This window comes from Bacillus sp. FSL W8-1141 (assembly GCF_038593205.1).
Lineage (GTDB): Bacteria > Bacillota > Bacilli > Bacillales > Bacillaceae > Bacillus > Bacillus altitudinis.
The window spans coordinates 1,272,104-1,291,468 of record NZ_CP151973.1 but is presented as its reverse complement, the minus strand read 5'-3'; the positions used below and the strand labels follow the sequence as shown (position 1 = coordinate 1,291,468).

23 protein-coding genes, 2 riboswitches and 1 other annotated feature are annotated in these 19,365 nt (G+C 40.6%); of the genes, 5 read left to right on the top strand and 18 right to left on the bottom strand.

Features of this window, described 5'->3' with window-relative positions:
• Window positions 1-53: 53 nt before the first annotated feature.
• From NSQ52_RS06525 to NSQ52_RS06485, 9 genes are all read right to left on the bottom strand, one after another.
• Window positions 54-452, bottom strand: coding sequence for a hypothetical protein (locus tag NSQ52_RS06525; RefSeq protein ID WP_007498783.1), 399 nt, complete (start codon window positions 450-452; stop codon window positions 54-56).
• A 100-nt stretch (window positions 453-552) separates the two neighbouring features.
• On the bottom strand, window positions 553-1,911 hold the full coding sequence (gene mgtE / locus NSQ52_RS06520; RefSeq protein ID WP_007498785.1) for a magnesium transporter: 1,359 nt from the start codon (window positions 1,909-1,911) through the stop codon (window positions 553-555).
• 208 nt (window positions 1,912-2,119) lie between these two features.
• Window positions 2,120-2,283: riboswitch (M-box (ykoK) riboswitch) on the bottom strand.
• A gap of 131 nt (window positions 2,284-2,414) precedes the next feature.
• Window positions 2,415-2,558 (bottom strand): hypothetical protein, encoded by a 144-nt coding sequence (locus NSQ52_RS06515; RefSeq protein WP_008346168.1) that lies wholly within the window; start codon window positions 2,556-2,558, stop codon window positions 2,415-2,417.
• A gap of 175 nt (window positions 2,559-2,733) precedes the next feature.
• Window positions 2,734-3,252 (bottom strand): PepSY domain-containing protein, encoded by a 519-nt coding sequence (locus tag NSQ52_RS06510; protein WP_008346169.1) that lies wholly within the window; start codon window positions 3,250-3,252, stop codon window positions 2,734-2,736.
• Window positions 3,253-3,345: 93 nt separating this feature from the next.
• Window positions 3,346-4,035 carry a PepSY domain-containing protein gene (locus tag NSQ52_RS06505; RefSeq protein ID WP_041507401.1) on the bottom strand — a complete coding sequence of 230 codons (690 nt, stop codon included), beginning with the start codon at window positions 4,033-4,035 and terminating at the stop codon, window positions 3,346-3,348.
• A gap of 66 nt (window positions 4,036-4,101) precedes the next feature.
• A complete protein-coding gene (locus NSQ52_RS06500; RefSeq protein WP_217967293.1) occupies window positions 4,102-5,451 on the bottom strand; it encodes an ATP-binding protein in 1,350 nt (449 codons plus the stop codon).
• A gap of 3 nt (window positions 5,452-5,454) precedes the next feature.
• Entirely contained in the window at window positions 5,455-6,141 is a 687-nt protein-coding gene (locus NSQ52_RS06495) for a response regulator transcription factor (protein WP_019743445.1), read from the bottom strand.
• Between the two features lie 199 nt (window positions 6,142-6,340).
• Window positions 6,341-6,556 (bottom strand): helix-turn-helix transcriptional regulator, encoded by a 216-nt coding sequence (locus NSQ52_RS06490; RefSeq protein ID WP_169476040.1) that lies wholly within the window; start codon window positions 6,554-6,556, stop codon window positions 6,341-6,343.
• Entirely contained in the window at window positions 6,546-6,848 is a 303-nt protein-coding gene (locus NSQ52_RS06485; RefSeq protein ID WP_342474014.1) for a hypothetical protein, read from the bottom strand. The genes NSQ52_RS06490 and NSQ52_RS06485 overlap by 11 nt, the downstream gene beginning before the upstream one ends.
• 460 nt (window positions 6,849-7,308) lie before the next feature.
• Here NSQ52_RS06485 and NSQ52_RS06480 point away from each other — a divergent pair, with 460 nt between their 5' ends.
• From NSQ52_RS06480 to NSQ52_RS06470, 3 genes are all read left to right on the top strand, one after another.
• Window positions 7,309-8,268 (top strand): S8 family peptidase, encoded by a 960-nt coding sequence (locus NSQ52_RS06480; protein WP_326111592.1) that lies wholly within the window; start codon window positions 7,309-7,311, stop codon window positions 8,266-8,268.
• A gap of 113 nt (window positions 8,269-8,381) precedes the next feature.
• Window positions 8,382-8,574: riboswitch (cobalamin riboswitch) on the top strand.
• A 155-nt stretch (window positions 8,575-8,729) separates the two neighbouring features.
• Window positions 8,730-11,018 carry a 5-methyltetrahydropteroyltriglutamate--homocysteine S-methyltransferase gene (gene metE, locus NSQ52_RS06475; RefSeq protein WP_047945987.1) on the top strand — a complete coding sequence of 763 codons (2,289 nt, stop codon included), beginning with the start codon at window positions 8,730-8,732 and terminating at the stop codon, window positions 11,016-11,018.
• A gap of 141 nt (window positions 11,019-11,159) precedes the next feature.
• Window positions 11,160-11,630, top strand: a complete 471-nt coding sequence (locus NSQ52_RS06470) for a nucleoside deaminase (RefSeq protein ID WP_008346184.1) — start codon at window positions 11,160-11,162, stop codon at window positions 11,628-11,630.
• Between the two features lie 65 nt (window positions 11,631-11,695).
• Here NSQ52_RS06470 and NSQ52_RS06465 read toward each other — a convergent pair whose 3' ends face one another.
• Complete coding sequence (locus NSQ52_RS06465; RefSeq protein ID WP_008346186.1) at window positions 11,696-12,115, bottom strand: organic hydroperoxide resistance protein; 420 nt, start codon at window positions 12,113-12,115, stop codon at window positions 11,696-11,698.
• A gap of 161 nt (window positions 12,116-12,276) precedes the next feature.
• Between NSQ52_RS06465 and NSQ52_RS06460 the strand changes: the two genes are divergently transcribed.
• On the top strand, window positions 12,277-12,723 hold the full coding sequence (locus NSQ52_RS06460) for a MarR family transcriptional regulator (RefSeq protein WP_008346188.1): 447 nt from the start codon (window positions 12,277-12,279) through the stop codon (window positions 12,721-12,723).
• Window positions 12,724-12,756: 33 nt separating this feature from the next.
• Here the strand turns inward: NSQ52_RS06460 and NSQ52_RS06455 are convergent, their stop codons facing one another.
• The 6 genes from NSQ52_RS06455 to purU all read right to left on the bottom strand — a co-directional run bounded on the left by NSQ52_RS06455 (window position 12,757) and on the right by purU (window position 18,326).
• The gene (locus NSQ52_RS06455; RefSeq protein WP_007498801.1) at window positions 12,757-13,185 is read right to left on the bottom strand and encodes an organic hydroperoxide resistance protein; all 429 of its coding nucleotides are present in this window, start codon (window positions 13,183-13,185) and stop codon (window positions 12,757-12,759) included.
• A gap of 176 nt (window positions 13,186-13,361) precedes the next feature.
• Entirely contained in the window at window positions 13,362-13,496 is a 135-nt protein-coding gene (locus NSQ52_RS06450) for a hypothetical protein (protein WP_008346190.1), read from the bottom strand.
• Window positions 13,486-14,622: a Rap family tetratricopeptide repeat protein gene (locus NSQ52_RS06445; protein WP_024719625.1), complete on the bottom strand. Its 1,137-nt coding sequence runs from the start codon at window positions 14,620-14,622 to the stop codon at window positions 13,486-13,488. The genes NSQ52_RS06450 and NSQ52_RS06445 overlap by 11 nt, the downstream gene beginning before the upstream one ends.
• Window positions 14,623-14,747: 125 nt before the next feature.
• Window positions 14,748-15,995, bottom strand: a complete 1,248-nt coding sequence (locus NSQ52_RS06440) for a glutamate-5-semialdehyde dehydrogenase (protein WP_041092333.1) — start codon at window positions 15,993-15,995, stop codon at window positions 14,748-14,750.
• Between the two features lie 12 nt (window positions 15,996-16,007).
• Entirely contained in the window at window positions 16,008-17,105 is a 1,098-nt protein-coding gene (proB, locus tag NSQ52_RS06435; protein ID WP_039168848.1) for a glutamate 5-kinase, read from the bottom strand.
• Window positions 17,106-17,161: 56 nt separating this feature from the next.
• Window positions 17,162-17,380 (bottom strand) — a binding site (T-box leader).
• A gap of 43 nt (window positions 17,381-17,423) precedes the next feature.
• Window positions 17,424-18,326 (bottom strand): formyltetrahydrofolate deformylase, encoded by a 903-nt coding sequence (gene purU, locus NSQ52_RS06430; RefSeq protein WP_341015797.1) that lies wholly within the window; start codon window positions 18,324-18,326, stop codon window positions 17,424-17,426.
• Window positions 18,327-18,489: 163 nt separating this feature from the next.
• Here purU and NSQ52_RS06425 point away from each other — a divergent pair, with 163 nt between their 5' ends.
• Complete coding sequence (locus NSQ52_RS06425; protein ID WP_024719622.1) at window positions 18,490-18,675, top strand: hypothetical protein; 186 nt, start codon at window positions 18,490-18,492, stop codon at window positions 18,673-18,675.
• A 33-nt stretch (window positions 18,676-18,708) separates the two neighbouring features.
• Here NSQ52_RS06425 and NSQ52_RS06420 read toward each other — a convergent pair whose 3' ends face one another.
• Window positions 18,709-19,023 carry a multidrug efflux SMR transporter gene (locus NSQ52_RS06420; protein WP_017367096.1) on the bottom strand — a complete coding sequence of 105 codons (315 nt, stop codon included), beginning with the start codon at window positions 19,021-19,023 and terminating at the stop codon, window positions 18,709-18,711.
• Window positions 19,020-19,349 (bottom strand): multidrug efflux SMR transporter, encoded by a 330-nt coding sequence (locus tag NSQ52_RS06415; protein ID WP_024719620.1) that lies wholly within the window; start codon window positions 19,347-19,349, stop codon window positions 19,020-19,022. Before NSQ52_RS06415 ends, NSQ52_RS06420 begins: the two co-directional genes overlap by 4 nt.
• Between the last annotated feature and the right edge of the window lie 16 nt (window positions 19,350-19,365).

Genomic DNA, 19,365 nt, shown 5'->3' with positions numbered 1-19,365 from the left:
TACATTATCTCAACTTATGCCTGATTTATCATAAAGCATATGAACGATTCTTTTTATTTAGATGAAGCGTCAGTTCCTTCAACAACCCCTACAAAGTCAATTCGTACGCCGCCTTTTTCAGGATCTTCTTTCACCCGAAAGGCAAGCGCCTTTTTTTCTCCAGTGTTTGCATCTTTATAATTTGCATGAAAGACATGGATGCTGGCTTCTTCCAATTGAAAATCTTCATAAGAAAGCGTCTCAATTCCCCATTCCTTTTTCGATTTAAGAATGTCACTTGGGCTTGGGACTGCGCCTTCGACATAGACATTGTCCATTTTTCGTTTATTTCCTTCAGTTATCGCTTCTAACATATGCTCTGATGCCACAAGTCTTCTGTCTTTCCCCTCGTCTTCTCTTGAACATGCACTTAGCAAAACAATGCACATGAAAATGAATAAAAACTTCTTCATTTTTTCTCCCACCTTCTCCTTAAAATGTAAAGGATGGAAGCGCTATATGCAATCTTTATTCAAAAAAGACTGTAAAACGTTACATTTTACAGTCTTTTGACTACATCAGTGTATGAAGAAATGCTGTTGCAATTCCAAAATAGATGAGTAAGGATAAAATATCATTCAATGTTGTGATCAGCGGTCCAGATGCAATGGCTGGGTCGACGTTTAATCTGTGTAAAATAATCGGCACGACCGTACCTGCCATTGTCCCAATAATCAGTGTTGCAAGAAGCGAGGAACCAACAACAAAACCTAAAATCATATTGCCCTGCCATACCATGGCAACGACCGTAATAATGATTGAACAAACAATCCCAATATAAATACTTGTTCTCAGCTCTCTGAAAATCAAGCGCATAATGGTTTTTTTCGTTAATTCTTCTTTTGACAATCCTCTAATGACAACCGCTAGAGACTGTGTCCCTGTATTCCCTGTCATACCTGCAATCATCGGCATGAAGAATGCTAAAGCAACGACTTGCTGCAAGGTATCTTCAAAATAATTCAAGATACTGCCTGAAATCAGCCCAATGAATAGAAGCAAAATGAGCCATGGAAGACGGCGGTATGCCGCCACAAATGCCGGTGTGTCGAACGTGATATCTTTACCAGAGGCAGCAAACTTTTCATAGTCTTCTCCTGCCTCTTGAATCACAACATCAATGATATCATCGACTGTCACAATTCCGACTAAGACATTGTTCTCTTCTACAACAGGGATGGCAAGGAAATCATATCGCTCAATGAGCTTTGCGATTTCTTCCTGGTCTTGAAAGGCACCAACGGCAATGACTCTTGTAAACATAAGATCCTGCACTTTTTCATCTGGCTCACCTAAAATAAGATCCCTGTATGAGAGTACCCCTACAAGCTGTTTTTGATCGTTTATGACATATAAGTAGTTGATCGATTCAGCAATTTCAGCAAAGCTTTTCAGCTTCACCACGGCATCCTGAACCGTATAATGCTGCGGAATCCAAACGTACCGATTGGTCATGATCCGGCCTGCTGTCTCAGCAGGGTAATTCATGAGAAGCTGGACGGCCTTGGATTCCTCTGCTTCCATGTTAGATAAAAGCTGATCCTTCAGCTCATCCTCCATCTCATCAAACAAGTTGGCTAGATCATCGTTATCCATTTTGTTTGTGACGAAGGTGGCTTTGTCTTTCCCTACTTTTTCAAGAACAATCTCTTGATATTCCCGCTCCAGTTCACCCATCATTTCCGTCACGTCATCGACTGTTAAAAAGCTGAGAAAGCGGCCGCGGTGTTTTTCTGGAAGCTCCTTGAATAAGTAGGCCATATCATAAGGCTGAAGTTCTTCCATAATGTTTTTAAATTCTTTACGTTTTCCATCTCTTAGTAAAATAATGATGCGTAAAATGAGTTCATCGTACGTAATGTTCTGTATCATCGCTGTTACCTCCCCAAAATCAGGAGATACCCGAATCCCTTAGATTGTGCGGGGGGTCAGGATCTCCTCTATCTGATGCGTCAATCTGATCTTTTGACATACTCTCTATGTGTCTCGAATCGGGATGATCCATCCCCACACCTCCTTTTCTCATAAAAAAGCACCTTCAACCGAATGAAGGCGCTTTGTAAGCATGACAAATAAACACTTGCTCCTTCAATCGTAGAGCTTTAGCACTGTATGGCATAGGATTCATCCAGCTGCATTAAAAATCACCTTATGTCGATGATTCCTGTTGACCCATTGGCGTCTTTGGACATTTTTGGGCAGCAGCGTATCTCCATACAGGAGCCTCACCTAACGAAGTCTCATATTGTTGACACACTGAGATTACAGAAAAAGCGCAATGATGTCAATAAGCAAGATGCCAAGTTTCCTGATGTATTCGCTTACTTTTCAAAAAAAGAGCGATAGACAAGTTGACCATCGCCCTTTCACGTCTTCTATTCCTCTTCCGGCTGATTCATATCCTCTTGGGAGAGGAGATGAAAAGAATCATGCAAAAACAAAGCATATCCTTCTCCATCAGGATGGGGAACATATTCCGCACGATCCATCGTCTGTTCTTCTTCTTTTTTCTTCATCATATTCTCTCGCCTCCTTTCCAGTAGTTTGTCCCAATGAAAAAACCTTACACATAAAAGTGTAAGGTTCAGCATGTGCGTGCTGGTGCTCACGAATGTCAAATTCGCCCCCGCACCAGTACTCGTCCTTCCTAGGGCCGCAAAGGTTTTCTATCACGCTCAAAGGTTCATTTATAGCTTAATCGTCCCATTCTTGCTTGAGGATTTTGCCTGTTTTAGCGGAAATCTCAAAATCAACTTCTTCACCGCTTGGTGTCGTAATTTCAATTTCATACAAGTACACACCATTTTCTTTATCTAATTCTGAATCTGTGACTGTTCCTTTTACTTTTGCAAGGGCAATTTGTTCAGCCTGTTTTTTGGTGATTTTTACATTTTGTTTCTTTTCTTTGACTGGATCATTGAGCGCTTTGCCTGTTTTGGCATCGACATATACTTTATATTCAAAGCCGCCTTTTTTAATCTCGACCTCATATACCCATTTTCCTTTTTTACGCTCAAGATCTACATCATCTACATAGCCTTTCACAACTTTTAATGCTGCTTTTTCAGCCTGTTTCTTTGAGACAAATGAAGATTTCTTTTGCACCACTTGTTCGGCATTTGCCGTTTGATTTGTATTTTGCGCTTGAAGGGTGAAACCACCTGCGACAAGGGCTCCTGTGAATGCTGTAGCTACTAGTACTTTTTTTATCATATTTCATTCCTCCTCTATTTGATTTCTCCTTTATCTTAAAAAAACAAGATGATAAAGGAAGGAAAGGAAGATGAGAAAATCATGAGAAAATGATTAGTTTTCGTACGTAATGCCTTCAATATCTCCTGTATAGGCATTCACTAACACCTCTGCCTCTCTTCCATCCGGCAAATCGAGCTCTACCTCAAACACGAGCATTCCACTAAAAGTTTCAAGATCTGCATCATCCACTGTACCGCCCACTTCTTTTACGGCAATCTGAATGGCTTCTTCTACCGTTATTTTTGTCAGCTTCTTTTCTTTAGAGGTTGGCTTTTTCTTTTCTGCTTCAATCACCTTGAACGTGTCTTTCTCAACATCCACTTGATACAGTTCTTTTTTTGATTGAATCGTAAAGATAAAACGATCCGATTTTTCTTTCTTTTGAATCACGGTACCCTTCACTTTTTTCACTGCCACTTCTTCTGCTTGGAGTTCAGCATTTTTCTCATTTGGTTTTTGATAGCTCTTTAACTGTTTCATCTCTTTCATTTGACCGCTTGAGGAAGATGCAATGATTTGATAGATGCCATTTGAATTTTCAAGCGTCAATGTATAGTCCTGTTTATGATTGATCAGATCAATATTTGTGATGTTTCCATTGTAGTCTTTTGCGATGATTTTTTTAATGTCTGCTTCGCTTAATATTTTTTGGTCAATGGTTTGAATCATGAGCATTGCAAAGGCCACAAGAATGAAAAGACATCCTGTGAGCGTAAGCAGCATTTTCATTTTTTTAGACATGCAGCGCCTCCTTCCTATTTCCTATTTTATAAGGAGGAAATGAGAAATTGATGAGAAAAGACCTACTTATTTCTGAAAAAGAATGGTCATCACGGTTCCTTCACCGATACGGCTGTCTACCTTTAGCTCAGCCCCATGCTCTTCAGCAATTTGCTTCGCAATTGACAGGCCAAGTCCAGTCCCGCCCGTCTCACTGTTTCTCGCTTCATCCACACGGAAAAAGCGGTCAAAGATTTTCGGCAGATCCTCTTCTTTTATGCCAATTCCTTTGTCAACAACCGAAATAAACGGTTTCTCTCCTGCTCGTCCGCAGTTCACATCAACTGGCTCTGCACTATATTTAACCGCATTATCAATCAAGATGGTCAAAAGCTGTTTGATCTTCTCTTCGTCTCCTTCAGCAATCACAGGCTGATCTGTTTGTACATGAGTAAGGATGGTTCGATTGGTTGCCACTTCAAGTGTATGACCAACTTGGCTGCACAAATGACCAAGATCAACCGGCTTCATGTCCAAGTAAAGCGGCTGCCCATTTTTCGCCAGTGTGAGTAGTTGATCTGTCAGCCTTTTCATTTTTTTTGCCTCATCATGAATGGCTTGAGAGGATTCTTCTACGACCTCTGGCCGGCTTTGCCCCCAGCGTTTTAGTAAATTGCTGTAGCTCATGATGACGGTAATGGGTGTTTTCAATTCATGAGAAGCATCGTGTAAAAATTGCTGCTCTTTCTCATAATGTTTCTCGAGAATTTCGGCCATTTCATTAAAGGTTTGACCCATTTGATACAGTTCATCCTTTGAATCGCCTGTTAATTCAATTCGTTTAAATGCCTTTTCTCTCATACTTGCTTTCATCGTATTGGTCATTCGACTAATTGGGCGGACAATTTGTTTCGTTAAAATGTGGCCTGCAAAATAAGAAAGCACAATAAACAAAACGCCAGTAGTGATTAAAATCATTTTTAATAACGCCAAGTTCTCTTCTGTATTTTCAATTTCTTCATATACTTGCAGCGACACAATGTCCCCATTTGTCCAAATGACAGGGATAGCCGCGAACGCAATCATATGCTTATTGTATTCTTGAATTTCTGCTGTCTGACCAGATTCGTATGTAAAAGGAAGTGAGCTAAACGTAGATTCCTTCGTGACGGTCAGCTTTGATTCACCTTTCTCTGTGACGACACGGATCATACCATTTTGAGGCAGATACGCTTTCAGAAGCTCTGAAGATGGAAGGCCCTCTTCTTCTGACTTCTTTAGTGCAATAGCAATATTTTCAGCTACTTCCGACAGTCTGTACATATCTTTTTGCGTCAAGGTCATCGAAAAAATAAAATAAATCGCTGTATGAAACAGCAGCACCATTAAAAACAAGGACAACGATGTATAAAGCTGGATCTTATTTTTTAATCTCATGCTTTATCCTTTCATCACATAACCCACACCTCTCACTGTGTGAATCAATTGTTTTTCAAACGGGTAATCGATTTTTTTTCTTAAATAGCGAATATAGACATCAACCACGTTCGTGTCACCAAAATAATCAAAACCCCAAACAGCTGTTAAAAGCTGATCTCTTGTGAGCACTTGCTGCTGATGTTTCAATAAATGAACAAGCAAGTCATATTCTCTCGGTGTCAGCTCAAGCGTCTGATCGCCTCTTTGAATTTCTCTTGTTTTCTCATTCACCGTTAAATCTGCAATACTTAGCTCAATTTCCTTTTCCTCTTGCGCATTGTGATTGAACCTCAGCTGTGCACGAATTCGCGCTAATAATTCTTCTATATCAAAGGGTTTTGTAATATAATCGTTTGCCCCAAGATCAAGACCGCTGACCTTATCGGGAACACTTCCTCTTGCGGTAATCAAAATGATCGGTGTTGCCGTATTTGTCTTTCGAACCCTTCTAAGCACTTCAAGTCCGCTTAATTCTGGAAGCATGACATCTAGAAGCACTAAATCAAAACTCTCCTCCTCGAGTGCCTGGAGTCCTTTCATCCCTGTATCTTGGACTGTGACCTCATATCCTTCATATTCAAGTTCTAATGACAGCACTCTTGCAATTTTCTTTTCATCTTCTACCACGAGTATCTTCCCTTTGTTCATCTCTATCTCTCCTATCTGAAAGGCAAGCTTGTCTTTCCATTATTATATGTTGCCTTTCTCCATTGGAACAGTCACAATCTTCATATCTTATTTTTCATGAAAGAGGAATTGTTATGTAATATGGTTGATTTTTATTTTCAGCTGATCCTTTCACATTACACAAATCAACAAAAAAAGCCTCTTTTCTGAGGCTGGTCCCTTACTTCTTTTTAGGTTGACTGACAAAAAGCTCATCTACAGTCGTATTCAAAACAGAGGCGATGTCAAAGGCTAATTGTAAAGTAGGGTCGTACTTATCGTTTTCAATGGCATTGATGGTTTGTCTCGAGACCTTACATCGTTTAGCAAGTTCTTCTTGGGATAATTTAATGGATTTCCTTAGTTCTCTTATATGATTTTGCAATTTAATCACCATATTTTTTTCTGTATATGAGTAATGTAACTAAATATATGACCGAAATCACAGTTAGGAACATGATGGGAGAAATCCCAAACCCCTTATCAGAATTGTTCCCTTGGGTCGTTAAAAATATGGACTCTGCGACTTCTAATAAAAGAATACCAATGACCACCATAAATGCATACGATTGAGCTTTTGAGTAGATAAATCTCTTTCTTTCATCACCCTTTTGAATCATGGGCGCGATAAAAATGAACAGTCCGACCACTAATAAGATGACTGAATACACAACTTTGACAACATCCAACGGTTAGTCCCCTCCCAATCAAAATGTCAAATACTTTTTACATTTCAATCATATCATCCGCTTAAAAAATGTCAAATACTTTTTACATTTTATATTCCTTCGATCATTATAATGAAAAAACAATTATCTGCACATGCCATGTACCTTTTTCTTTTCTGTCATCCTCTATCTCTTTATATGATTGTTTTTTCGATCTGCCTTTTTTAGTTCTTTTCACCCATTTTCATCTGTACAGGTGCAAGCTCACTATGCAACATTTCATTCTTTTTCATATGATACTAAGAGTTTTCCTCAAAAGGTGACTTCTTTCGGCAAGATATGAGGAGAATTGCACAATAAATAATTATTTGATTATTTGAAAAATTATTACAATTGACCCTTTCCGATCAAACATTTGTTTTATACAATAACATTACGCAACCTGAATCTACTTTGAAAACAAAATAAGGAGGGCTTTCTTATGAAAGGTGAAATTCGCTTAATTCCGTATGAAGTAAAAGCCAATGTGATGGAAGCGAAAGAGACGCCGGAAAGTATTCAGGAGATTAAAGCACCCGAACTTTGGTCAAGTGGCTTCAAAGGAAAAGGCATAACCATTGCTGTCCTTGATACAGGTTGCGACACGGAGCATCCCGATTTAAAAGATCAGATTATCGGAGGAAAAAACTTTACCGATGATGACAATGGCGATGCTGAGAATGTAAGAGACTACAACGGGCATGGTACCCATGTATCAGGAACGATTGCAGCAACGGATCAAAATGGCGGCATTTTAGGTGTTGCGCCTGAAGCCAAGCTGTTGATCGTGAAAGTTCTTGGAGGGAAAAATGGCAGCGGGAAATACGAATGGATTATCAATGGCATTAACTATGCGGTTGAACAGAAGGTTGATATTATTTCCATGTCTCTCGGTGGGCCAAGCAATGAACCAGAACTGCAAAAGGCCATCCAACATGCTGTAAGCAGCGGTGTGCTTGTTGTCTGCGCAGCAGGAAATGAAGGTGACGGAGACGAGCGTACTGAAGAGTTCTCCTACCCAGCTGCATACAACGAGGTCATTGCCGTCGGCTCTGTCTCTCTTGCAAGAGAATCCTCTGAATTCTCCAATGCGAATAAAGAAATCGACCTCGTCGCTCCAGGTGAAGACATTTTATCCACTCTCCCTAACCATAAATACGGAAGACTAACAGGCACTTCCATGGCTGCCCCTCATGTGAGCGGTGCACTCGCCATTATTAAAAATGCCGAAGAAGAAGCGTTCCAGCGTAAGCTGACAGAACCTGAGGTATATGCTCAGCTCGTACGGAGAACCCTTCCGCTAAAACAATCGAAAACCCTTGTAGGAAACGGGTTTTTATATTTAACTGCACCAGATGTGCTTCTTGAGAAAACATTGGAAGCAGAACTTTTGTCTCTATAGGTACATGTTAGGTCCTGAGAAAAGATAGAATTTTCTCAGGATTTTTTTAATTAAAATTATTCAAAATTTACTTTGACGAAATGAAGTGAACGTTATATAATCGAACACAATAAATTCATAGTTTGAGAGTCGGTAATTCGATCACACGTCGAATTTTAATTGGGAAGACCGGTGAAAATCCGGCGCGGTCCCGCCACTGTAAGTGAGGAGAGCTTTTCGTTAATCATCCACTGTCGTGAAGATGGGAAGGATGAAAAGCTTGCAGATTCACTAGCCAGGATACCAGCCGCTCTATCACATCAAACCCCCTACGGTTGATAGGAGATGTCGGAAAAGCGTTCGTCATTGGTACTTACGCCTTCTTTCGCACACACATTTTGTCTTTTTAAACCAGACATTTGCCCTCATCAATCTTGACCATGAGTGTGAGTGTCTTTTTATATTTAGAGGAGGAATTGGAATTGACAATTGTTAAAACAAGTAATCTAGGTTTCCCGCGAATTGGTTTAAACAGAGAATGGAAAAAAGCACTTGAGTCTTATTGGAAAGGTCAAACTGACCGAGAAACCCTCTTAAGCACACTCGATGAACAATTTTTAGCCGCTATTAAAACTCAAATTGATCAACAAATTGACGTTGTTCCTTCTGGGGACTTCACCTTCTACGATCACGTGCTGGATACTGCCGTTATGTTCAATTGGATTCCAGAGCGCTTCCGCAGCTTGAAAGACCCGCTAGATACATACTTTGCGATGGCAAGAGGAACAAAAGATGCTGTCTCAAGTGAAATGACAAAATGGTTTAATACAAACTATCACTACATCGTTCCAGAATACGAAAAAAGCACAGAATTTAAACTCACACATAACAAACCGCTTGAAGCATACGAAAAGGTGAAAAAAGCGTTTGGTGTTGAAACAAAACCTGTCGTTCTTGGTCTTTATACATTTGTTTCTCTTTCTAAAGGCTATGAAGCCAATGAAGTGAAAGAGATTCAGCAACGCCTAGTGCCGCTTTATACTCAGTTGTTAAAAGAGCTTGAAGAAGCCGGTGTAAAATGGGTTCAAATTGATGAGCCTGCTTTAGTCACAGCTTCAAGTGAAGACGTGAAAGCAGTAAAAGCCATCTATCAAACGATTAAAGAAGCTGTACCTGCCTTAAACGTTCTCCTTCAAACATACTTTGACTCAGTAGATGCCTATGAAGAGCTTGTGACGTATCCTGTTGAAGCCATCGGTCTTGATTTTGTCCATGATCAAGGACGAAACCTTGAACAATTGAAAAAACACGGCTTCCCAAAAGATAAAATTTTAGCAGCCGGTATCATCGACGGCAGAAATATTTGGAGATCAGATCTAGGAGAAAGATTATCGTTTATTTCTGAAGTGATTGCTGACGTGCAGCCGAAAGAAGTATGGCTGCAGCCTTCAAGCAGCCTGCTACATGTACCAGTTGCAAAACATCCGAGCGAACAGCTTGAAGAAAAACTATTAAACGGACTTTCTTATGCCACTGAAAAACTGGCTGAATTAACGCTATTAAAAGAAGGCTTATCAAAAGGAGCGGCTGCCATTGATGCAGACATCCATGCAGCAAATGAAGCACTTCTGACGTTAAAAGAATTCGCAAAAGGAACGAATGCGGACCTGACAGCAGAGCGCAACAGCCTTTCATCAAAAGATTTTAAACGTCCAGTTGCTTTTGAAGAACGACTACGCATTCAAAATGAATCTCTCGGACTGCCGCTTCTTCCAACCACAACAATCGGAAGCTTCCCTCAGTCAGCTGAGGTGCGCAGTGCTCGTCAAAAATGGCGCAAAAATGAGTGGACAGATGCAGAGTATGATGAATTTATTAAAAAAGAAACAAAAAGATGGATTGATATTCAAGAAGAGATTGGCCTAGATGTACTCGTTCATGGAGAATTTGAACGTACAGACATGGTTGAATACTTCGGTGAAAAACTCGCTGGATTTGCCTTTACAAAATTCGCTTGGGTTCAATCTTATGGATCACGCTGCGTGAAGCCGCCGATCATTTATGGAGATGTAGAATTTACAGAGCCAATGACAGTGAAAGAAACGGTTTACGCTCAAAGCTTAACGGAGAAAAAAGTCAAAGGAATGCTGACAGGGCCTGTCACGATCTTAAACTGGTCTTTCCCAAGAACAGATATCTCTCGTAAAGACATTGCCTTCCAAATCGCTTTTGCTTTACGCAAAGAGGTAGAAGCGTTAGAAGCAGCGGGTATTCAAGTGATTCAAGTGGATGAACCTGCGCTAAGAGAAGGTCTTCCTTTAAAAGAGAGTGATTGGGCAGCATACTTAAACTGGGCAGCAGAGTCATTCCGTCTATCGACATCGTCTGTTCAAAATGAAACGCAAATTCATACACATATGTGCTACAGCAACTTCGAGGATATTGTTGATACGATTGAAGATCTTGATGCAGACGTGATTACGATTGAACATTCACGCAGTCATGGTGGGTTCCTCGATTATTTAGAAAAACACCCGTATTTGAAAGGTCTTGGACTTGGGGTATATGACATCCACAGCCCGCGCGTTCCATCTGTTGAAGAAATGAGTAAAATCATTGATGATGCACTGAACGTATGTCCGACAGATCGCTTCTGGGTCAACCCTGACTGTGGACTGAAAACAAGACAAGAACCTGAAACCATTGCTGCTTTGAAAAACATGGTGACAGCTGCTGAAGTCGCTCGTAAAAAGCTAGCGCAGCACGCATAATGGACTCACTCTTCCCCTGCTGAACATTTGGCAGGGGTTTTTATGCGCAAATTGTCCTGTTCGATCTCCTCCTACAATGATTCCTTTTCTATCATGATTCGTTTATACTAGAGAAGTCAGTCGAACAAAGGGAGGAAGACAATGAATCACGAAGCTTTTTTACAACGCGCAATTGATCTTGCAGTAGAAGGAGTAAATAGTGGCACAGGCGGCCCTTTTGGAGCGGTCATTGTCAAAGACGGTCAGATTATTGCAGAGGGAAGCAACAATGTCACAACGAGTAATGATCCAACTGCACATGCAGAAGTGACAGCTATTCGAAAGGCGTGCCAAACACTACATACATACCAATTAGAAGACTGTATTTTGTATACAAGCTGTGAGCCTTGTCCAATGTGTCTTGGTGCTATCTATTGGGCTAGACCAAAAGCCGTATATTTTGCCGCTGGACACAAGGATGCAGCGACTTCTGGTTTTGATGACTCCTTTATTTATGAAGAAATCAATAAAGAATACGAATCAAGAAACATTCCATTTTACCAGCTGACCCTTCAAAAAACCCTTGCTCCATTTGAAGCATGGGACACATACGACAAAAAGAAAGAATACTAAAAAAAGACACCTGCTCCACAGCAGGTGTCAGTGAGAAAGGGCTAAATTTTAGCCCTTTTTTCTTTTCATGATTCCGCCACTTCTAGCTCTACTTCGATGTTTCCTCTTGTTGCTTTTGAATATGGACAGAATTCATGTGCAGCCTCAACAAGCTCTTTCGCTTTGTCATGATCAAGCCCTTTAGCGGAAACAATCAGCTTCACGCCAAGTTTAAAACCGCCATCACTTTCATCTTTTAATAGACTGACATGTCCTTCTACTTCTGATTCAATTTCGACACCTTGCTTCTTGGCGACTTGTTCAAGCGCCCCTCCGAAGCAGGCCGCATAACCCGCTGCAAATAATTGTTCAGGATTCGTACCAGTTTCTCCATCTTTCTTTGCGTTTGGCATCACAATGTTGTGGTCAAGCACACCATCATCAGAACGAACATGTCCTGCTCTTCCGTGCTGTGCTTTTACTTTTGCAGTAAATAATGGTTTCATCTTGATCTCCTCCTTCTTCTACTTATACCTTTCACGTTCTATTCGTTGCTCAAACATTTATGGCACATTGAAGAATTTTTCATTTTTAGTCTGTATTTATTTTAAAAAGGAAGAAAATCTTATACAATGATAAGTATGACAAAAAATAGTTGGTGACAGATATGACAAATGAATTTGAACATATGAAGCTGGAAAATCAGCTTTGTTTCTTGTTATATGCAAGTTCAAGAGAAATGACGAAGCAATATAAACCATTATTAGAAGAGTTAAATATCACATACCCGCAATATTTGGCACTGCTTTTGTTATGGGAGCATGGGACATTAAATGTGAAAACAATGGGAGAGCTTTTATATTTAGACTCCGGTACACTCACACCTATGCTAAAACGAATGGAACAAAATGGACTCATCATCCGTGAACGTTCAAAAGAGGATGAGCGTTCGGTCCAAATTCGTTTAACAGAATACGGAGAAGCCTTACAAGAGAAGGCCACTTCGATTCCATTTCAAATGCTGTCTGGAACAGGCAGATCAGAAGAAGAGCTGAAAACACTTCGCGCTTCTTTACATGAGCTTCTGCAAAAATTAACACAATCAAAAGGCTGAGGGAATATTCCCTCAGCCTTTTTTTGATGTCTATTATTGAGCGACAGCTACTAATTCTACTTCAATGTTTCCTTGCGTTGCTTTTGAGTATGGGCAAACGCCGTGTGCTTTATGAACAAGTTCATCAAGTGCAGATTGCTCAATTCCAGTTCCTTTTACTTCTAATTTAACACCTAGTTTGAAACCGCCGTCTGAACTGTCTTTGATTAAGCTTACATGTGCCGTTACTTCACTTTCAAAACGGATACGCTCTTGTCTTGCGACCATTTGAAGGGCTGAATCAAAACATGCCGAATAGCCCGCTGCGAATAATTGCTCTGGATTCGTTGCTTTCTCAAGCTTTTTCGCTCTTGGCGTTCCTGGCATTGCTACATCATGCTCTAGTACACCATCTGTTGACACAACCTTACCTTCTCTTCCTCCTACAGCTGATACCGTTGCAGTAAATAAAACTTCTGACATGAATATAACCCTCTTTCGCTCTATTAATATTTTCTACAATTGAATTGTACACAATCTAAATTCAAGAGTCAATGAAAAACACTCACTTTCATCTTTCCTCCATTTTTTATTTTTATGAATGTGCAACCTACGATGATTGAAGCGGTCAATAAAAAAAGCCCTTTAAAAAGGGCTTTTCAGATCGTGATATGCTGCGGATTCGGTTTTTCTAGCGTATGGTTTCTGTTATCGGGGTCGGCATTAGGTGATGTGATCCATAATGCCAAGATCGTGATGCTTGTACAGACGACTGCCCATTTTTTAAAATTCATATAAACAATCCCCTCTCTGAATATAGATACGAGCATGTTCCGCTTCCCCATAGAACATGGAAGATTTTTCATAATCCTCCATTTCATTATAATACTTTGCGGTGTCTAAAGCCAGCTCTTCTATATCTGGATATGCATAGGAAGATTCTAAAAAATGGAAAATCCGTTTAATATGCTCTGCATCTTGTCGTAAGTACAACGCTTCTAAAAAAATGGTCTTCTGAATATGAATGTCATCCTGCAGAGCTTCTGCTCGTTTCATACATTCTTCTCTGTAATATAATGCTTCATCGTTTTTACCTTGTTTGTATAAGATCTGAGCGGCTGTATAAAGAGGGTCTATCGATCGACGAAGATGATCAGATTGGTTTTGATCAAATAATGAGATGGATTCTTTCATTAAGTCGAGTGCGCGGTTCAAGTCTCCCATTCTGTAATAACTGTTGCCCATATTAAACAAAGAAGAAGCAATAAAACGCACATTCTGAAAGTCTCTTGATCTTGCAAGTGCTCTTTCGAGATGTGGCAATGCCTTTTCATGCCTTCTCATATCATCATAATTACCGGCTACAATAAATTCACACTGAATGGTACGAAGCGCATATAGTTCGTGCTGAATATAGACATCCAGCGCTAGTTTGGCATGGTGCATCGAAATGTGTGTTTGTTTCATGTGATAATATATTTCTGACATTTTAAAATGAAATTCTGCACGTTCAATATCGTCGGATACAAAAGAAAGCTTGTGCTCTGCCTTTTGATAGGACGATATGGCAGCAATGTACTCTCTCCGGCCGAACTCATACATGCCTCTGAAGAAATGATAGTAATATTCAAGCATGCCTGTGACATGCGTTTGATGCTCATCTATTTCTTTCGAAAGCTCGGAAAAGTTGGCGCGAAGCTTTCCTTCCTTTAATGGCTTTAAATAATCGAGCATGACCTCATGCCTGAATTCCATTAAAGAAAAATAGAGAAGCAAATTCTGATCTTCTTCCATTGAATCAAGAGAGGTGCGAATTTCCTGCTTTAACTGTTCTGCTTGTTCTGAATCAAATCTGCGGATTAATTCATACCACTTGTTGATTTTCACTCCAATATCCGAAGAGGGAATGATTTTCGCCATACGTTGCCTTCTCCAATCTTCTCAAAATATAAAACATTACCATATTTTATCATACTTGACCGAAGAAATACAAAAATGAAAGGAAAAAGAGAGCCTTGTGCGATAAGACTCTCTTTTTGGATGGGTTATTCTCTTATTTGTCCTTGACCACGAATGACAAATTTTTCAGAGGTTAGGGCTGGCAGACCCATTGGTCCTCTAGCATGCAATTTTTGTGTGCTAATGCCGATTTCCGCTCCGTAGCCAAATTCAAAGCCATCTGTAAACCGGGTAGATGCATTATGATACACAGCGGCAGCATCAACGGCTGTTAAGAAAAGTGCCGCATGCTGCTCGTTTTCCGTAATGATCGCTTCAGAATGCTTAGAGCTATACATTTGAATATGCTGTATCGCCTCTTCCATGGTCTTGACGGTTTTAATACTGACAATCGGCGCTAAAAATTCCGTTTCAAAATCAGTGGTCGTCGCTAATGTGGCACTAGGTGCAAGTGCACATACTGCTTCATCGCCCCGTATTTCTACACCATGTGTCTGAAGTGCTTCAAAAAGCGAAGCGCCATGTTCTTTTGCCCATGTTTCATGAATGACAATGCTCTCAATGGCATTACAAACAGATGGTCTTTGTGTTTTCGCATTCAGAACAATTTGTTCAGCCATTTCTTTTTGGGCTGTTTCATCAATGTAAATATGACAATTCCCTGCACCCGTCTCAAGTACTGGAACAGTAGACTCTCTCACAACAAGATCAATTAAATGTTTCCCGCCTCGTGGAATAAGGACATCTAGATAGTCATTTAAAGTGAACAGGGTTTTAGCCGTCTCACGGCCTGTATCTTCAATCAATTGTACACTGTCTACGGGAATATCCGTTGGTTGCAGCGCTTCATGAATGACTTTCACAATCGCTTTATTACTATGAATGGCCGATGAACTTCCTCGAAGAATCACAGCATTTCCAGTTTTCAAGCAAAGAGTGGCCGCATCGACTGTCACGTTTGGTCTTGCTTCGTAAATCATCCCAACCGTTCCAAGAGGCACACGTACTTTTTCAATGAGAAGCCCGTTTTCTTTTTGAATGGTCTCTAATGTTTCACCAATTGGGTCTTTGAGCTGAATGAGTTGATGCGTAGCGTCTGCAATCGCTTCAATTCTCTCTTCTGTTAATGTAATTCTGTCGATCACAGATGGCGTGAACTCTTTGTCTATAGCCGCCTGAACATCTTTTTGGTTTTCGGCAATTAAATAAGCTGAAGATGCTTTTAATGCTTTTGCAATAGCGTCTAATGCAGCATTCTTTTGTTCAGTTGTTTTTAATAGCAGCTGATCTTTGGCTGCGCTTGCCTTTTTTGCTTTTTCTAGAACTTCATTCATCGTTTTCCCTCCTCAGTTTTGTACGTGCTGAACCCAGTGATCTCGGTGAATGACTTCAGGTTTTTCATGAGAAAGCTCATGACTTCGCATCCCTTTAATGCCAAGAAGCTCATCTGAATCATACAATGTTTGTCCTTTACCGACTAATCCGTTTGGACCAACGACTTCGACGACCTCTCCTTTAGAGAATTCACCAGCTACATCAATGACACCAGCTGGAAGAAGACTCCTTCCATTATGCAAAATCGCCGCCTCTGCCCCCGCATCAATCATGATCTTCCCAGAGACTGGTGAGTGGAATTGAATCCATTGGCGACGGTTATTGACTGATGATAAGTCTTGTTCACCAATATATGTGCCGTCCCCTTGACCAGCGAGAATGTGAAGAAGCTTGTCTTCCCCTGTACCTGTGCCAATGAAGACTTTAACGCCAAGGGAGAGAGCTGTTTGTGCAGCTGAAAGCTTAGATTTCATCCCGCCTGTTCCAACCTTTGAACCCGTACTCTTCGCATATGAGAACAATTCATCTGAAATGTGAGTCAGCACATCAAACCGCTTCGCATCAGGATTCTCATTTGGATTGGCATCATAAATTCCGTTGATATCTGTTAAAATGATCAATTGGTCTGCATGAATTAAGCCACTGACCAGTGCTGATAACATGTCATTATCACCAAAGGTAAGCTCCTCGATGGACACAGAGTCATTTTCATTAATGATCGGTAAAATTTTTCTTTCGAGCAGTTCCATCATCGTTGCGTAAGCATTTCGATATCTTGTACGATCTGAAAAGTCATTACGTGTTAAAAGCATTTGTGCAGGCGTCATCTGAAACTGTGAAAATAGTTCTGTATATTTCTGCATTAACAAACCTTGACCAACAGCAGCAGCAGCCTGCTTCCCTTTTAAGGTCACAGGTCTTGACGGATATCCTAAACTGCCAAATCCCGCCGCAACGGCACCTGACGAAATGAGAATGATTTCATGGCCTGCCTCTTTTAGCTTTGCGATGGCTTTGACATGATCCTGCATTTTTTGTTCATCAATGGCTCCCTTTTGCTCTGTTAATGAACTGCTACCAATTTTTATGACGATCCTTTGCTTTTTCATCATTGATTCCCTCCGCTATACCTTTCACCACATAAAAAATCCCTTTTTCTCCTTATGTAAAGGACGAAAAAGGGATTTTCCGTGGTACCACCTTCATTGAATAAGCATACGTCTGCTTATTCCACTCAACTCCTGTAACGCCAGGCATGCGCTTAGATTTTTCCTCTAAGGCTCAAAGGGTAGGTTCAGCAGCTGTCTGCGGCAAATGTTTCAGCGTATCATTTGCTCTCTTTACACAGCAGGTCCTGCTTACTATTCCTTCTCAACGCTCGTTAATTTTTTTATATTATCACCAATTGCTTCAGAAAAGTCAAGCGGTCAATTAAACACAATCGTTTTATTCTCATGGACAATGATTCGATCTTCCAGATGCCATTTGACAGCTCGGGCAAGCACACTGCGCTCAATCGTACGGCCAATATTTTTTAATGCCTCTGCATCATCTCTATGATCTACCCGCTCAATATCCTGTTCAATGATTGGCCCTTCGTCTAAATCATTGGTGACATAATGGGAAGTCGCGCCAATTAATTTGACTCCCCGCTCGTATGCCCGCTTGTATGGGTTTGCACCGATAAACGCTGGCAGGAAGGAATGATGAATATTAATGATTTTGTTCGGGTGCTGTTCGATAAAGGCTGGCGTCAAAATTTGCATATATCTAGCAAGCACAACCGCATCAATATCATATTCTTCTAATAATGCAAGCTGCTGTTTTTCTGCATCTTGGCGAATGTCTTTATTTGCCTTCACGAAGTGGAATGGAATGCCGAGTGCTTCGACTGTATCTTGTGCCGTTTCATGATTGCTGATGACAACCGCTATTTCAGCCATTAAATTACCGCTTTGCCATTCCCATAAAAGTTCATGTAAACAATGAAGCTCTTTGGACACAAAGATCGCCAGCTTTTTCAGATCACTTGCACGCGACATGCTCCACGTCATGTGAAATGATTGCGCAATTGGCTCAAAGCTGCTTTTCAGTTGATCTAAGTTGGCCGAGATGTCTTTCCAATCAAATTCAATTCTTAAAAAGAACCGGCCGCTCTCATGATCTGTTGTGTATTGACTAGATTCAATGATGTTTGCACCATGTTCAAATAAAAAAGTAGAAACAGCTGACACAATACCAGGCTGATCCGGGCAGCTGACTAAAAGCCTTCCTTTTTGCTCATGCTTTTGTCTGTGTAATTCAAGTTTCTCTGTAATCAATGTTCTCATGTCTTATGACCTCATTTACGTTTTTCATTCTAATGAAATATTATACTGGACTGGAAAGAGAAAAAGCAATTAAGCGGCGTATTTTTTATTGAATATTCATTCAATTCTGCACCTGGCGTGATATAATATGAATAGACCTTTTATCACAAAAGGAGTGATGGAGATGAAAAGCATGACTTTGTTTGGTAAAGTGAGCTTTTGGCTCGGCATCGTATGTCTAATCACGGGCATTTATCTATTTATGACCGGAGAAAGACTCATTCCTTTACTTACATTTGGTGTATGTTTTCTGCTTGTGAGTCAGCTTTACCGCAAAAATGAAAACGATTCCAATCATCATTCGATGTAGCAAAAAGGCTGGCACATGTTTGCCAGCCTTTTCTTATTCAATGATTTTCAACCCGACCGCTGCTGATAAAATGAGTGCGATAAAGAAAATACGTTTTGCGTCTTTCGACTCACCATAAAACAGCATCCCAACAATCGCTCCTCCAGCTGCTCCGATTCCTGTCCAAATCGCATACGCCGTTCCCATCGGAATTGTATTCATCGCAAGAGACAGCATCAAAAAGGATAGCGAAAATCCAGCTGCTATGAAGAAAATCCATTTGACATGGCGATCTTTCTGGAATTGATTCATCATGGTGACACAAAGCATTTCTAAGATGCCTGCCCCAATGAGTAAAAGCCAGCTCACGATTCAGCCTCCCCTTTCTTTTCACCTGTGGTCAATTTGAGTCCTAATACACCGCTTAAAAGCACCATGATCAAAAGTAATTTTACTAGCTGTACCGGTTCACCCATGACCATCCCTACTATGACCGTACCGGCTGTTCCAAGTCCGGTGAAAACGGCGTAAAGTGTGCCAACTGGAAGTACAGTCGTGGCTTTCAGGAGTAAATAAAAGCTGACAACAATACAAACGATGGTTGCACTCCATTCCAATATAGAGCCAGCATATTTCAACCCCATCACCCAGCCGACTTCAAATACGGCTGCAATCAAAACATTTCCCCATTTCATTCGATCTCTTCCTTTC

Coding starts and splice junctions, on each gene's coding strand:
- NSQ52_RS06525 (WP_007498783.1), bottom strand. CDS start 452: ATGAAGAAGTTTTTATTCATTTTCATGTGCATTGTTTTGCTAAGTGCA.
- mgtE (WP_007498785.1), bottom strand. CDS start 1,911: ATGATACAGAACATTACGTACGATGAACTCATTTTACGCATCATTATT.
- NSQ52_RS06515 (WP_008346168.1), bottom strand. CDS start 2,558: ATGATGAAGAAAAAAGAAGAAGAACAGACGATGGATCGTGCGGAATAT.
- NSQ52_RS06510 (WP_008346169.1), bottom strand. CDS start 3,252: ATGATAAAAAAAGTACTAGTAGCTACAGCATTCACAGGAGCCCTTGTC.
- NSQ52_RS06505 (WP_041507401.1), bottom strand. CDS start 4,035: ATGTCTAAAAAAATGAAAATGCTGCTTACGCTCACAGGATGTCTTTTC.
- NSQ52_RS06500 (WP_217967293.1), bottom strand. CDS start 5,451: ATGAGATTAAAAAATAAGATCCAGCTTTATACATCGTTGTCCTTGTTT.
- NSQ52_RS06495 (WP_019743445.1), bottom strand. CDS start 6,141: ATGAACAAAGGGAAGATACTCGTGGTAGAAGATGAAAAGAAAATTGCA.
- NSQ52_RS06490 (WP_169476040.1), bottom strand. CDS start 6,556: ATGGTGATTAAATTGCAAAATCATATAAGAGAACTAAGGAAATCCATT.
- NSQ52_RS06480 (WP_326111592.1), top strand. CDS start 7,309: ATGAAAGGTGAAATTCGCTTAATTCCGTATGAAGTAAAAGCCAATGTG.
- NSQ52_RS06470 (WP_008346184.1), top strand. CDS start 11,160: ATGAATCACGAAGCTTTTTTACAACGCGCAATTGATCTTGCAGTAGAA.
- NSQ52_RS06465 (WP_008346186.1), bottom strand. CDS start 12,115: ATGAAACCATTATTTACTGCAAAAGTAAAAGCACAGCACGGAAGAGCA.
- NSQ52_RS06460 (WP_008346188.1), top strand. CDS start 12,277: ATGACAAATGAATTTGAACATATGAAGCTGGAAAATCAGCTTTGTTTC.
- NSQ52_RS06455 (WP_007498801.1), bottom strand. CDS start 13,185: ATGTCAGAAGTTTTATTTACTGCAACGGTATCAGCTGTAGGAGGAAGA.
- NSQ52_RS06450 (WP_008346190.1), bottom strand. CDS start 13,496: ATGAATTTTAAAAAATGGGCAGTCGTCTGTACAAGCATCACGATCTTG.
- NSQ52_RS06445 (WP_024719625.1), bottom strand. CDS start 14,622: ATGGCGAAAATCATTCCCTCTTCGGATATTGGAGTGAAAATCAACAAG.
- NSQ52_RS06440 (WP_041092333.1), bottom strand. CDS start 15,995: ATGAATGAAGTTCTAGAAAAAGCAAAAAAGGCAAGCGCAGCCAAAGAT.
- proB (WP_039168848.1), bottom strand. CDS start 17,105: ATGAAAAAGCAAAGGATCGTCATAAAAATTGGTAGCAGTTCATTAACA.
- purU (WP_341015797.1), bottom strand. CDS start 18,326: ATGAGAACATTGATTACAGAGAAACTTGAATTACACAGACAAAAGCAT.
- NSQ52_RS06425 (WP_024719622.1), top strand. CDS start 18,490: ATGAAAAGCATGACTTTGTTTGGTAAAGTGAGCTTTTGGCTCGGCATC.
- NSQ52_RS06415 (WP_024719620.1), bottom strand. CDS start 19,349: ATGAAATGGGGAAATGTTTTGATTGCAGCCGTATTTGAAGTCGGCTGG.